12 protein-coding genes and 1 tRNA gene are annotated in these 13,194 nt (G+C 66.0%); 6 read left to right on the plus strand and 7 right to left on the minus strand.

Annotated elements, in window-relative coordinates; translation table 11 throughout:
• Positions 1-275 precede the first annotated feature (275 nt).
• On the minus strand, positions 276-593 hold the full coding sequence (locus tag AB5Y72_RS12685) for a YnjH family protein (RefSeq protein ID WP_325783687.1): 318 nt from the start codon (positions 591-593) through the stop codon (positions 276-278).
• Positions 594-815: 222 nt separating this feature from the next.
• On the opposite strand from AB5Y72_RS12685, the gene AB5Y72_RS12690 reads away from it, so the two are divergent.
• Entirely contained in the window at positions 816-2,060 is a 1,245-nt protein-coding gene (locus AB5Y72_RS12690) for a hypothetical protein (RefSeq protein ID WP_325783686.1), read from the plus strand.
• Positions 2,061-2,137: 77 nt separating this feature from the next.
• On the opposite strand, the gene AB5Y72_RS12695 is transcribed toward AB5Y72_RS12690, so the two are convergent.
• Positions 2,138-2,515, minus strand: a complete 378-nt coding sequence (locus tag AB5Y72_RS12695; RefSeq protein ID WP_005330064.1) for a hypothetical protein — start codon at positions 2,513-2,515, stop codon at positions 2,138-2,140.
• Positions 2,516-2,707: 192 nt separating this feature from the next.
• Between AB5Y72_RS12695 and AB5Y72_RS12700 the strand changes: the two genes are divergently transcribed.
• From AB5Y72_RS12700 to dhaR, 4 genes are all read left to right on the plus strand, one after another.
• Positions 2,708-4,087 carry a phosphatase PAP2 family protein gene (locus AB5Y72_RS12700; RefSeq protein ID WP_325783685.1) on the plus strand — a complete coding sequence of 460 codons (1,380 nt, stop codon included), beginning with the start codon at positions 2,708-2,710 and terminating at the stop codon, positions 4,085-4,087.
• Positions 4,088-4,097: 10 nt separating this feature from the next.
• A complete protein-coding gene (ydiK, locus tag AB5Y72_RS12705; RefSeq protein WP_042074487.1) occupies positions 4,098-5,186 on the plus strand; it encodes an AI-2E family transporter YdiK in 1,089 nt (362 codons plus the stop codon).
• 199 nt (positions 5,187-5,385) lie between these two features.
• On the plus strand, positions 5,386-6,090 hold the full coding sequence (locus AB5Y72_RS12710) for an SDR family oxidoreductase (RefSeq protein WP_325783684.1): 705 nt from the start codon (positions 5,386-5,388) through the stop codon (positions 6,088-6,090).
• Between the two features lie 196 nt (positions 6,091-6,286).
• On the plus strand, positions 6,287-8,182 hold the full coding sequence (dhaR, locus tag AB5Y72_RS12715) for a dihydroxyacetone kinase operon transcriptional regulator DhaR (protein ID WP_325783683.1): 1,896 nt from the start codon (positions 6,287-6,289) through the stop codon (positions 8,180-8,182).
• 66 nt (positions 8,183-8,248) lie between these two features.
• Here the strand turns inward: dhaR and dhaM are convergent, their stop codons facing one another.
• The 4 genes from dhaM to AB5Y72_RS12735 all read right to left on the minus strand — a co-directional run bounded on the left by dhaM (position 8,249) and on the right by AB5Y72_RS12735 (position 12,271).
• Positions 8,249-8,965: a dihydroxyacetone kinase phosphoryl donor subunit DhaM gene (gene dhaM, locus AB5Y72_RS12720; protein WP_325783682.1), complete on the minus strand. Its 717-nt coding sequence runs from the start codon at positions 8,963-8,965 to the stop codon at positions 8,249-8,251.
• Between the two features lies 1 nt (position 8,966).
• Entirely contained in the window at positions 8,967-9,596 is a 630-nt protein-coding gene (gene dhaL, locus AB5Y72_RS12725) for a dihydroxyacetone kinase subunit DhaL (protein ID WP_325783681.1), read from the minus strand.
• A 15-nt stretch (positions 9,597-9,611) separates the two neighbouring features.
• Positions 9,612-10,682 (minus strand): dihydroxyacetone kinase subunit DhaK, encoded by a 1,071-nt coding sequence (gene dhaK / locus AB5Y72_RS12730; RefSeq protein ID WP_325783680.1) that lies wholly within the window; start codon positions 10,680-10,682, stop codon positions 9,612-9,614.
• A 230-nt stretch (positions 10,683-10,912) separates the two neighbouring features.
• Complete coding sequence (locus AB5Y72_RS12735) at positions 10,913-12,271, minus strand: NCS2 family permease (RefSeq protein ID WP_325783679.1); 1,359 nt, start codon at positions 12,269-12,271, stop codon at positions 10,913-10,915.
• Positions 12,272-12,479: 208 nt separating this feature from the next.
• Between AB5Y72_RS12735 and AB5Y72_RS12740 the strand changes: the two genes are divergently transcribed.
• A complete protein-coding gene (locus AB5Y72_RS12740; protein WP_042074476.1) occupies positions 12,480-12,812 on the plus strand; it encodes a cupin domain-containing protein in 333 nt (110 codons plus the stop codon).
• Positions 12,813-12,942: 130 nt separating this feature from the next.
• Here AB5Y72_RS12740 and AB5Y72_RS12745 read toward each other — a convergent pair.
• A tRNA-Asp gene (locus AB5Y72_RS12745) sits at positions 12,943-13,019 on the minus strand.
• Positions 13,020-13,194 lie beyond the last annotated feature (175 nt).

Below are 13,194 nucleotides of genomic sequence, written 5' to 3' on the forward strand. Positions count from 1 at the left end.
CATGGGGGCCTGATGGCCCCCGTGTTCATGATGTGTGATAGACGCAAAAACGGAGCCAGAGGCTCCGTTTTTTCAATGAGGTATCAATCCCGGACGGAACGCGCTTCGCGCTCTTCCCGCTCCCTTGCCAACAAGCGTTTGTACCACCAGCTGCTACGACGACGTTGTGCATTGGAAGAGCGACGAGCCATTGCCTAGATCCCAGTCAAGAGAAGAAAGAGCCGCATTATGCGATAGAGATCACGCCCATGTCTTTAGCTGGATCAAGAAAAGGCTCACTGACCCACGCGGATCGTCACCTTGTTGCTCGCGTCCTCGTCGAGGGGCTGCAGCACGGCAGGCTCACGCCAGACCAGGGGGCCGTTGCTCTCCTGCACGTTCTGCGGCGCGCACTCCAGCCAGAGGTCCCCCTGCTGGATGCGGGCACCGAGGGAATATTTCTGATCCTGATACCAGCAGACCCGCTCGGGCAAGGATCCGAGCGGCAGCACCAGCTCGGTGCCCACCGAGTGGCTGAGGGGGTTCGATGCCGGGGCGGCCAGCACGGGGCACAGGCCGCCGAGGGCAAACAGACAAAACGCGGTTCGGATCATGGGTGACACCTGTGACTGAGGGGAGTGATGCACTAAAGCGACCAACGGGGTCGCCTACTTGACCAATAAATGTCGGCTCATCTGGCATTCCGGAAGCAATATGGTAGCCTGCCTGCGCCCGCCGGATCCAACCACGAAGCGGCGGGCCGGTTCGGCTGGCATTGCCGTGGGACGGCAATGAATAACAGTTAATAATCAAATAATTACTTGGATATGTTGTCGATGCGTATCATGCCGTTGCTCAAGGCTGCCTGCCTGAGCCTGATGTTGTCCGCCTGCGTGGCCCCCCTGCTGATGATGAGCCCCACCAGCCAGCTGATGTGGGCCCTGCTCAAGCCCCTGGTCGGCTTCGATCCGAACGAGGCCAACCTGTTCGAGCAGCCGCTGATCAAGGACAGAATGACCGCCATGCTGGGACCCAACTACGACACCACCATGCAGTTGCTCAAGACCGCCAACGAGCTGCAGCAGGAGGGGCCGCTGTTCTACGTGGTCTCCCGCTACGCCCCGATACCGGACGCGGCCAAGCAGGCCGGCATGGTGTGGAACGCCGACACCAACCAGCTTGCCGTCATGCTGCAGAAGGGGGACGGGGCGACCCAGGTATTCGGTGAGAACCTGACTGCGGCCACCCCGGTCTGGCCCAGCACCATGCAGGATTGGCAGAGCCAGACCGCCTCCGCGGCCACGACGACCGCCCTCGGTGGCGTCGGTCAGGCCATGACGGGCTCCGGCACCTCCCTGCTGGGCAACATGGTGGGCAGCCTGCAGCAGAGCGCGACCCAGGCGATCTCCAACTCCGCCAGCCAGGCGGTCAACGGCGCCACCAGCGCGGCGACCCAGCAGGTGAACAAGAGCGTCACCGGCACCCTGCAGCAGGCCAATCAGGCCGTGACGGACTCCGCCAAGCGGGCAGTGAGCGACACCGCCAAACAGGCTGCCAGCAGCGCCACCACCACGGCGCAGCAACAGGCCACCCAGGCGGTAACCGACGGTGCCAAACAGGCCACCAGCAGCGCCACCGCCACCGCGCAGCAACAGGCCACCCAGGCGGTGACCGACGGCGCCAAACAAGCCGCCAGCAGCGCCACCGCCACCGCGCAGCAACAGGCCACCAAGGCGGTGACCGACGGCGCCAAACAGGCCGCCAGCAGCGCCACCGCCACCGCGCAGCAACAGGCCACACAGGTGGTGACCGACGGCGCCAAACAGGCCGCCAGCAGCACCGCCACCGCACAGCAACAGACCAGCAAGGCGGTGACCGACGGCGCCAAGCAGGCCGCCAGCAGCACCGCCACCGCACAGCAACAGACCAGCAAGGCGGTGACCGACGGCGCCAAGCAGGCCGCCAGCAACGCCGCCGCCACCGTGCAGCCACAGGCCGGCAAGGGAGAAGAGCAGGCGGGAGCCCTGAGCGATCAGGCCAGGGCGGATGCGGAAGCCGAGCTGGAGAAGCTGCTCAACTGAGTTCGGGCAAGCCGCACCACCATGCAAACAGGCCACCCCGGGGTGGCCTGTCGTCTATCTGCGAGGAGGCGTAAACCTTAGAAGTGCCGGTCCTGCTCCGTGGGCTTGGCCACCTTGTCCTCGCTGTGCTCGATGGCGGTACGGATCAGATCGACGCCGGCCCGGATGATCAGTACCCCCATGTTGACCAGCTTGACGCAGACCCACATGAAGGTGATGAGCAGGATCAGCTTGAGCACCGTCTGGAACGCCTCCAGGAAGTTCTGTTCCAGCTGGGCGGTGAGGCCATTGGCGCTGCTCATCAGCCAGGTGTAGACCTCGCGCACGAAGGGGATACGGCTCGGCATCTCCAGCACGTCCAGCGCCGCAGGCAGCGCCTGGAAGATGACGATGCTGCCAAACAGTATCAGGATGACGCCGATGGCAATCCCCAGGAAGAAACCGAACTGTCGCATGAAAGGCCCCAAGATGTGTTGAATGAGAAGAACAATAGCCGCCAATACTAGGGACTGCCCGGGCAGACGGCAATCCTTCCGCCCCAGATCGTACCGTCCGTTCCCCTGGCTGACGCCCCCTCGTCGGGAAGTCATTGCCCAAGTATCTGATTTCTGTGACCCTTGTCCCCATCTCCTTGCCATGGGCCCATCATGATCCGAACCGCCTTCTTCCTAATCCTGCTCTTTGGCACCCTCTGCGCCCCCCTGCGCGCCGCCGAGTCGCCCCCCTCGGCGGGCGCCTGCGTGATCCGCCACCAGCAGCAGCTGCTGCTGGTGCAAGACAGGATCTCCTCCCGCTATAGCCTGAGTGGCGGCTACATCGACGCGGGGGAGACCCCGGCCCAGGCGGCACTGCGGGAGCTGTACGAGGAGACGGGGCTGCGAGGGCGCGTCACCGCCGAGCTGGGGCGCTGGCAGAGGGCGCAGGTGTTCGCCTGCCAGACCCTCTCCCCCATCCAGGCCCAGCGCGACTCGGGCTTTGTCTCCCTGCTCCAGGCCCCCAACCTCGGTGGCGAGATCCTCAATGCCAGGCTGATCGATGCCGCCAACCTGCCCCATGATCAGCGTCGTTTCCCGACGCAGCTGGACTGGCTGGCTCCCCGGCTGGCCGACGTCCCCGAGAGCCAGGTGCAGTGGGTCACCGACTTCAGCGCCGGGGCCAGCGCCCTGCACCAGGCCGAGCTGCCGCCGATCCAGCGCCTGCAGCAGTGGCTGGGGCCGGACGCCACCTGGCTCCTGGCCGGCAACCTGCTGGGCTCCGCCCCCTTCCAGCTGGCCCTGCTGCCCTTCCTGCTCCCCCTGCTGGGCTGGCCAAGGGTGCGCAGCCTGCTGTTTGCCATGGTGCTGCTCACCCTGGTGGTCAACCTGCTCAAGGAGGGGATAGCCTGGCCCAGGCCCTTCCACCTCGACCCCCAGCTGGCGCAGCGCAGCGCCCAGGGCTTTGGCATGCCGAGCGGCCACGTCGCCTCGACCCTGCTCTACTGGGGCCTGCTGCTGACCAGCCTGCCGGCCCTCAGACCCTGGCAGGGGGGCGTGCTGGCGCTGCTGCTGGCCGGGCTGGCCGGAGTGGCGCGGGTCTGGCTGGGGGTGCACTTCTTCTCGGATGTGGTGGCAGGCCTCGCGCTGGGCACCCTGCTGCTGGCGCTGCACGCGCCCCTGGCTGCACTGGCTGCGCGCCAGTTCTCCTGGGGAATTCTGCTTCTGGTCAGCACCCTGGCCGCCTGGCACACCCAGTCCACCACCCTGGGGGGGCTCGCCATGTTCACCCTGGGGCTCGCATCGGGTAATCTGCTACAACTCGAACGGCACCCGACTCCCGCCCTCCGTGCGGCACTGCTGGCCCTGGCCGGCGGCCTGGTCATCGCCGGGCTGCTGCTCGTGGTGCCCATGCTCACCAGCAGCTCCCTGCTGATCCTGGCCGGAAACGGGTTACTCTATGGCGGCCTGGGGTTCTGGCTGAGTGCCGGGTTCTGGTGGCTGCTCTCCGTCGTCCCGGCCGGTTCCCCTCCCGGGAGCCCTACCCCTCGTTAATGGGAATGTCATGAATATGAAAAAAGTGGATTTGGCCAAGATCACCCTGGGCGTGCTGTTCCTCAGCCTGCTCATCATCTCGTGTTTCATGGTGCTGCGCCCCTTCCTGCCCGCCCTGGTGTGGGCCACCATGATCACCATCGCCACCTGGCCGCTGATGCAGATGGCCCAGCGCCTGCTGTGGGGCAAGCGTACCCTGGCGGCCCTGCTGATGAGCGTCATCCTGCTGCTGATGTTCGTCATCCCCCTGTTCATGGCGCTGGCCAACGTGGCGGAGAAGGCCCCCATGCTCATCGATCTCGGCACCGAGCTGAGCCACTCGCCGCCCCCCGAGCTGCTCTGGCTGCAACAGCTGCCCCTGGTCGGTGACAGGCTGTACGAGTTCTGGCAGCAGATCCTGGCGAGCGGTGGTCAGGTGCTGTTCGCCAAGCTGGCCCCCTACTTCGGCCAGACCGCCCGCTGGCTGGCGGCCCAGGCGGGCAACCTCGGCCTGCTGTTCGTTCACTTCCTGCTGACCGTGGCCATCTGCGGCCTGCTCTACCACTCTGGCGAGAAGGCCGCGGACGGCATTCGCCGCTTCGCCCACCGCCTGGCGGGCCAGCGCGGCGACAATGCCGTGGTGCTCGCCTCCCAGGCCATCCGCGCCGTCGCCATGGGGGTGGTGGTGACCGCCCTGGTGCAATCCTCGGTGGCGGGGCTCGGCCTGCTCATCGCCGGCATTCCCTACACCATGATCCTGGTGGTGCTGATGTTCCTGCTGATCGTCGCCCAGATAGGCCCCTTCCCCGTGCTGCTGGCCAGCGTCGGCTACCTCTACTGGAGCGGTGATACCACCTGGGGCACCTTCCTGCTGGTCTGGTCCCTGCTGGCGGGCACCATGGACAACTTCCTGCGCCCCTTCCTCATCAAGCGCGGGGCCGACCTGCCGCTGATCCTGATCCTGGTCGGGGTCATCGGCGGCCTGCTGGCGCTCGGCATCATAGGGCTCTTCATCGGCCCCGTGGTGCTGGCGGTGGGCTATACCCTGCTGGATGCCTGGATCAAGGAAGGGGAGCCGGCGCCCGCCCTGGAGGCACCCGAGCCGCCCAAGGCGGAATAATCCCCTCGAAGACGCCGCCCGCTGGGCGGCGTCTCTGTCTTGTCGTGACGGCGCGCCCCCTAGCAAGGTGATAGACCAGAACCAAAGTTCGAGTCGGATCGCCAAAACACGAACCAGGGTTCGAATCTGCCCCCCGCCTCCCCTGTCCTCTCCCTGAGCCACCCGCCACAATGCGGGCACCATTCAGAAGGAGAACGAGATGAACCCATTGAGAGCAACACGCGCCCTGATCAGCGGTGGCGCCAGCGGGATCGGACTGGCCATCGCCGAGGCCCTGGCCAGCCAGGGGGTGGAACTGATCCTGGCTTCCCGTCGCCAGGGGCTGCTGGAACAGGAGGCGGCCCGGCTCGGAGCCCGATACGGGGTGAGAGTGCTGCCCCTGGTGCTGGATGTCAGCGACGGCGAGCAGGTGCGGGCCCAGCACGCCCAGGCCAGGGCCCTGCTCGGCCCCATCGATCTGCTCGTCAACAACAGCGGGGTAGGCAGCGACTATCTGGTGCAGGACCTGCCGGAATCGGAGTGGGACAGGGTGATGGACACCTGCGCCAAGGGCAGCTTCCTGCTGACCCAGGCCTGCCTGCCGGACATGCTGGCCAACCGTCACGGCACCATCATCAACATCGCCTCCCAGGCCGCCAGGCACGGCTATGCGAGGGCCGGCGTCTACTGCGCCGCCAAGTTTGCGGTGCTGGGCTTTGCCAAGGCGCTGCGGGAAGAGGTGCAGCACCAGGGCATACGGGTCCACACCCTCTGTCCCGGCCTGGTACAGGTGCCGCCACCGGCCTGCCTGGGGGATCGCAAACCGGGCTGGCTGCAGGTGGAGGATCTCGCCGAGGCCGTGCTCTACACCCTGCGCCAGGGCGCCCATGTCCAGCTCGACGAGATCGGCATGACGGGGATCTGAGGGAACGCGGTGAAGCGATGACAGGGGGCCTCGGCGCCCCCTGTCATCTTGCGGCAGATCAGACCTGCTGATGGCGGCTGATGCGGTGGATGCCGCCGCCCGGAGCGGGGAGGCCACACTCTGAGATAGCTCACTGAATCGGGCCGGCAAGGGTGGTTAAATGACCCCTTCCCCCTTGTCGGATAACCCAGCGACCATGTCACCCTCCCCCCTGCCACCCCCGCCCTGGCCCGAATACCTGCAAGCCTCCTGGCTGCGCTGTGCCCACCAGACCAGCGCCACCCTCTGGCATCCGCCCCACAGCGCCAAGGGCCAGACCCTGCACAGCCTGCGCCAGCGCAAGCGGGACCTGCTCACCACGAGCGAGATGGCCCTCGAGGATCTCTACGAATTCATGGAGGGGCGCCCCTGCGCCCTGCTGCTCACCGACGAGAGCGGCTGCCTGCTGGCCCAGACCGGCCACCCCGAAACCCTGGGGGAACTGGCGGCGCTCGGCTTTGGTCCCGGCGCCTTCTTCAGCGAGGGACGCATCGGCACCAATGCCATCAATCTGGCGGCGCTGGAGGGGATACCGCTCTGCGTCAGCGGCCCCCAGCACTTCAACCAGAGCCTCCACCCCTGGCACTGCTGCGCCAGCCCTGTCTACGACAGCAATGGCCGCCAGGTCGCCATAGTGGCCCTGATCTGCCGGGTGGAGGAGGCGGCGGCGGGGGATCTGGCGCTCACCGTCAGCGCCGGCCGCGAGCTGGCCAACCTGCTGCAGATGGAGCGCCTGATGCAAGAGTCACAGCACCATCTGAGCGAGCTCTATGCCCTGCTGGACGGCATGGATGACGGCGTGCTGGCCTGGGATCCCCAGGGCAGGCTACGCTACCTCAACGCGCTGGCGGCCAGCCGGCTGCGACTCGACCCGGATCTCTGCCTCGGCCAGCCCCTCGATCGCCACCTGCTGTTGCCCAGGCGCCTGCAGCTCGCCATCGAGGAGAGGGCACCCCTGAGCCACGTGGAGGTAACGCTGGAGCGCACCGGCACGGGAGAGTTCATCGACGCCCTGGTGAGCCTCAAGCCACTGCCCGGTCCCGACGGGGTCGGCTTTATCGCCCTGCTCCACCCCGCCGACAGGCTGCGCGCCATCCATCGGCTGCGCCAGACGGTCCCCGAACTCTCCGCCCTGGTGGGGGAATCGAGCGCCATGCGCAAGCTGCTGCGCCACGCCCGCCAGGCTGCCAGGGGGCAGGGCCCCGTCTTGCTGCGGGGCGAGGAGGAGGTGGGCAAGGCCCAGTTGGCGGAGGCCATCCACTTCGGCAGCGAACGGGCCGCCGGGCCCCTCGTCACGCTCAACTGCCAGGCGCTGCCCGGCGATCGCATGGCACTGGAGCTGATGGGCTCCGACGAAGCGGGACAGGAGCGGGCCGGCAAGTTCGAGCTGGCCCACGGCGGCACGCTAGTGCTGGAGCAGGTGGAGTGCCTGTCTCTCCCCATGCAGGCGGCCCTGCTGCAGCTGCTCAAGAGCGGCCGCATCCAGCGTTTCGATTCCGCCCGCATCCTGCCGCTCAGGGTGAGGATCATCGCGACCAGCAGTGCACCGCTGGAGCAGCGGGTGCGGGAGGGTCACTTCGGCCGACAGTTGCTCTATGCGCTACAGGGGTGCGAGCTGTGGTTGCCTAGCCTGAGGGAACGCACCGCCGACCTGCCCGGCCTTATCAGCCAGCAGCTGGTAGCGCAGGGGCGAGAGCCGGGGCGGCGCTTCAACCCGGCGGCCCTCGACTGCCTGCTGGCCTACCCCTGGCCCGGCAATCTGGGGGAGCTGCGCAGCGCCATCGAATACGCCCTGCTCCACAGCAGCGAGGCCCTGATCCCGCCACAGGCGCTGCCGGTGGCCATCCGCCACGGCCATCAACCCGCGGCGGATGCCGTGATGGGGCCGCCGCTGCTCACCCTGGCGGAACTGGAGCGCCAGGCCATCTTGCGCAGCGCTCACGCCAGCAAGGGGCAGGTCAGCCTGATGGCCAGGCAGTTGGGGATCAGCCGCACCACACTGTGGCGACGGCTGAAACTGCTCGACATGGATCCTGCCGACTATCAGGGTTGAGGCACGCCGGCACGGCGAAAACTGCAGGCCCCGCCATGGCGGGGCCTGTATTGACGGGTCTGCCCCTCAGTCGCCGAAGCGCACCTCAGCCAGCTGCCTGAAGGCGTCCAGCGCCGCCCCGGCATCCTCCCCTCGCGCCAGCAGGATAAGCCTGTCCCCCTGGCGCACATCGAGCATGGTGAGCCGGGTCAGGCTGCGAGGGTTGGCTTCTCTGTCCCCCTTTTGCAGCTTCAGCTCGGCGGAGAAGGGCTTGAGGGCGGCCACCAGTCGGGCGGCGGGGCGCACATGCAGGCCGTGGGGATTCTCCACCACCACCTCGCAGCGCAGCCAGCCATCGTCGGGCACAGGGGCTGCCTCGACGGCCTCCGGCTCTGTCTTACCCGCCAGCATCCCTTGTTTCGGGCCCAGGGCGCCGAGCGCCTCGGCAGCCACCTCGTCCAGCGTCAGGCCGGATCCGGCCGCCACCACGGCGGCCAGGGTCCCCTCGACCAGGGGGGCGGGGCAGAGCCGAACCCGAGCGCTCAGCTCAGGGGGCAGCAGTTCGAGGGCGGTCTCGGCGCTGAGCAGGGCGCTGCCCAGATCCATCAGCACCAGCACGCCGCTGCCGTCATCCGCTTCTTCAATCGCACTCATCACCGCGATGGCGTCGGTACCTATGGGGTGATCGGGGTCATCGACCCCGGCCGCCAGCAACAGTTTCGCCGGGCTGCCGAGCTGGTCGGCCAGGGCTTTCAATCCGGCCGCCAGCAGGGCGCTGTGAGAGACCACTACGATGCCGATCATGTCACAACCTCGCTCTCTCACGCAGGGCGGTCAGCAGCAGCAGGGTCGAGGTGGCCCCGGCATCCTGATGGCCTATGCTGCGCTCGCCGAGATAGCTGGCGCGCCCCTTGCGGGCCTGCATCTGGATGGTGGCTTCGGTGCCGGCTGCGGCGGCAGCGACCGCCTTGTCCAGCGCCTCGGGCAGCGGCAGGCCCTGCTGCTCGGCCTGTTGCAGGGCGGCCAGCGCCGGCCACCAGGCGTCGCACATGGTCTTGTCACCGGGTTCGGCGCGACCGCGGGAGACGATCCCCTCCACTCCGTCGCCCAGCATCTTGCCGAGCTGGCCGAGGGTCAGGCTCTGGCAGGCATCGCTGCTGGCCGCCGCCCGGATGAAGAAGGTGCCGTACAGGGGGCCGCTGGCGCCACCGACCGAGGAGAGCAGGGTCATGCCGGTGGTCTTGAGCACCTGGCCGATGTCCTTGTCCGCCACCGCGGGCAGCTTCTCGGCCACCTTGGTGAAGCCGCGCTGCATGTTGAGGCCGTGGTCGCCGTCACCGATGTCGGTATCCAGCGCGGTGAGGTAGTCGCGCTGCTCGGTGAAGATGTGCTCGCAGTCGAGCAGCCAGTTGACGATCTGGTGTTTGCTTAGCATGAGAATGAGGGCTCCTTAGCAGCCGCGACGCAGGGCCGGGGTGTGAACGGGGGCATCCCACAGGGTCATCAGCTCGTCATCCGCCTTGAGCAGGGTGATGGAGATGCCGGTCATGTCGAGGGAGGTGCAGTAGGGACCGATCAGGTTGCGCACCAGATGGATGCCCGCCTCTTCGCACAGGGCCGCGAGCCGACCATAGACGCCGTAGAGCTCGGAGATGGGGGTGCCACCCAGGCTGTTGACCAGGGCGATGACCCTGTCTCCCGCATTCAACGGCTCGACAAAGGTGTGCTCCTCCTGCCAGCTGCCGCTGGTGCGATCCCAGTGGCGCAGGGTGCGACCATAGGGGCTATTGTCGGCCAGCTCCTTGAACATGTCGTCCACCAGGGTGTTGAGGTCGGTGAAGGGGCGGCGCTCGATGCCGGGTTCGCCGTGGATGCCGACGCCAAACTCCACCTCGTTGTCCGCCAGGGTGAAGGAGGGCTTGCCGGCAGCCGGTACTGTGCAGGCATGCATGGCCACACCTATGGTGCGGCTCTGGTTGTTGACGCGGCGGGCCAGGGCCTCGCAGCGCGCCAGATCGTAGCCCGCCTCGGCGGCGGCCCCGACCAGCTTCTCGCACAGCACGGTCGTGGCGACGCCGCGACGGCCGGCGGTGTAGAGACTGTCTTTGACCGCCACGTCGTCATCGATCAGGGCGAAGCCCACCTTGACCCCATCGCCGTGCAGCAGCTCGACAGCGGTCTCGAAGTTGAGCACGTCCCCGGTGTAGTTCTTCACCAGAAACAGCACGCCGGCGCCGCCATCGACCGCCTGGCCGCACTCGTACATCTGATCCGGGGTCGGGGAGGTAAAGATCTCGCCGGGGCAGGCGCCATCCAGCATTCCCTTGCCTACCAGACCGCCGTGCATCGGCTCGTGGCCGCTGCCGCCACCGGAGACCAGCGCCACCTTGCCCATCACGGGGGCGTCGGCGCGGGTGATGTAGTGGGGTTCGATCCGTACCTTGAGCTCGGGGTGGGCGGCCGCCATCCCCATCAGTTGTTCACGGACCACGGCATCGACGGCATTGATCAGCTTCTTCATGGCTCACTCCTTGGCTTGCCACCGCACGGGTGGCAGATGATTGATGGAGCCAGTCTAACGGGATCAATCGGGAGAAAAATGACGGGCATTCTTGTTCGAATTTGGAACGATAGAGGGGGGTATGGCGTTTCAATCTGAAACACCAGAGGGAGACACCAGGAAGAACTGTTAACTCCCTCACAACCATAAAAAAGGGCTCCCGCAGGAGCCCTTCTCGATAACCGGGTTGATCAGATGGCCCAGCCACCGGCATAGAAGATCACCAGCGCCAGGGCGATGATGACGGTGCCGATGTTGAGTTTCTTCCACTCGGCGGCAAACAGGCGACCCACGACCAGCGCGACGAAGCCCAGCATGATGCCGGTGACTATGTTGCAGGTAAGCACGATGAAGACGGCGCACAGCATGCCGGAGAGGGCATCGACCGAGTCATTGAAGTCCAGCTTGGTGACGTTGCCCAGCATCAGCAGGCCGACGTACATCAGGGCCGGGGCGGTGGCGTAGGCCGGCACCAGATAGCTCAGGGGCGAGAGGAAGATCATCAGCAGGAAGAGCACGCCGACCAGGGTGGCGGTCAGGCCTGTCTTGCCACCGGCCGCGGTGCCTGCGGCAGATTCGATGTAGACGGCAGCCGGTGCACCACCGACGACGCCTGCGACCATGCTGCTGACCGAATCGGCGGTCAGGGCCTTGCCGCCGCTGATGATGTGGCCACGTTCGTTGATGAGCCCGGCCTGGCCGGCCACGGCACGTATGGTGCCGGTGGCGTCAAACACGGCGGTCATCACCAGCGCCAGCACTGTGGGGATCACCACAGGGTTGAGGGCGCCCAGCACATCCATGCTACCCACCAGGGAGCCCTTCTCGCCGGTCAGGCTCGGCATGGCGAAGAAGCCCTGCCAGGTCACTTTCGGGTCGAAGATGAGGCCCAGGATGGAGATGGCGATGATCACCATCAGGATGCCGCCCGGCACCTTGCGACGCTCCAGGCCGAAGATGGCGGCCAGACCCAGCACCGTCATGATGACGGGGAAGGCGGTGACCTCACCGAGCTGCACCGGCAGACCGGCGCCTTCGTTCTTGATCACCATGCCGACGCCGTTGGTGGCGATCAGCAGCAGGAAGAGGCCGATACCGATGCCGGTGCCGTGGGCGATGCCGGAGGGGAGGTTGTCCAGGATCCACTGGCGCACGCCGGTGATGCTGATCAGGGTGAACAGCACCCCCATCAGGAAGATGGCGCCGAGGGCGACCGGGATGCTCAGCCCCTGCCCCAGCACCAGACTGAAGGCGGTAAAGGCGGTGAGGGAGATGGCGCAGCCGATGGCCATCGGCAGCTTGGCCCACAGACCCATCAGCAGGGAGCCGAAGGCGGCGATCAGGCAGGTGGCCACAAACACCGGCCCCTGCTCAAAGCCGGCAGCGCCCAGCATGTTCGGCACCACTATGATGCTGTAGACCATGGCCAGGAAGGTGGTCAGCCCCGCGACCAGTTCCTGGCGCACGGAGCTTCCACGCTGGGTAATGGAAAAATAGGAGTCCAGAAATCCGCCGTTGCCGGTACGGGCCGTCATTTCTTGCGTTGCCATAATTCATCCTGAAAGTGTGATGGAAATCGTTTGCGTGATGGCGCGCAAAATAGCAAGAATTTGGCGAAATTACAGCGGATCAGCCGGCATTTTCCCTAACTTTTCCACTTTAAAGCCCCATAGGAATCTCACCCTTGAGTGTGAGGTCTTGTTCCCAGCTTCTACACTCTTAGCTAGTCACTCGCCCATCAACCGGAGAGAAGCCCCCATGCACACAGGCAACCTGCTCGGCCAGATCCCCTCCCCCCTGCCCAATGAAGTGTTCACGGATCTGGTCAGCACGAACCACTTTCGCATCGAACGCATCCTCTCCCAGGGACAGCAGACCCCCACCGGGGAGTGGTTCGATCAGGATGAACACGAATGGGTGTTGCTGGTGCAGGGGGAGGCCATCCTGGTCTTCATCACCCCGGATACCGAGGTGCAGGAGCGCGTACATCTCGGGCCCGGGGACTACATCAACATCCCCGCCCACCTTCAGCACAGGGTGGAGTGGACCCACCCAACCGAGACGACCGTCTGGCTCTGCATCTATTACTAGGGGAGTGTGGTGGCCACGGCGATGCATCGTGCGAAGCGAAAAAAGCCCGTCCATATGACCGGGCTTTTGATTTCTTTCAAACGGGTTAAAAGCAAAAAGGCCTTCCCGTCAGGGAAGGCCTTCAAATTAGTGGCGGAGCGGACGGGACTCGAACCCGCGACCCCCGGCGTGACAGGCCGGTATTCTAACCGACTGAACTACCGCTCCGCATTCGGTTAGCTTTCGCTAAAGCTGTTGCTGCTTGTTTGTGGGGTGTCATCCTCGCAGCCAGCGTCGTGATGTGCACGTCGCTGTTTAATTGGGTGCCTGGCAGTGTCCTACTCTCGCATGGCGAATGCCACACTACCATCGGCGCTACAGCGTTTCACTTCTGAGTTCGGCA

Source organism: Aeromonas sp. R7-4 (assembly GCF_040908055.1).
Taxonomy (GTDB): Bacteria; Pseudomonadota; Gammaproteobacteria; order Enterobacterales; family Aeromonadaceae; genus Aeromonas; species Aeromonas sanarellii.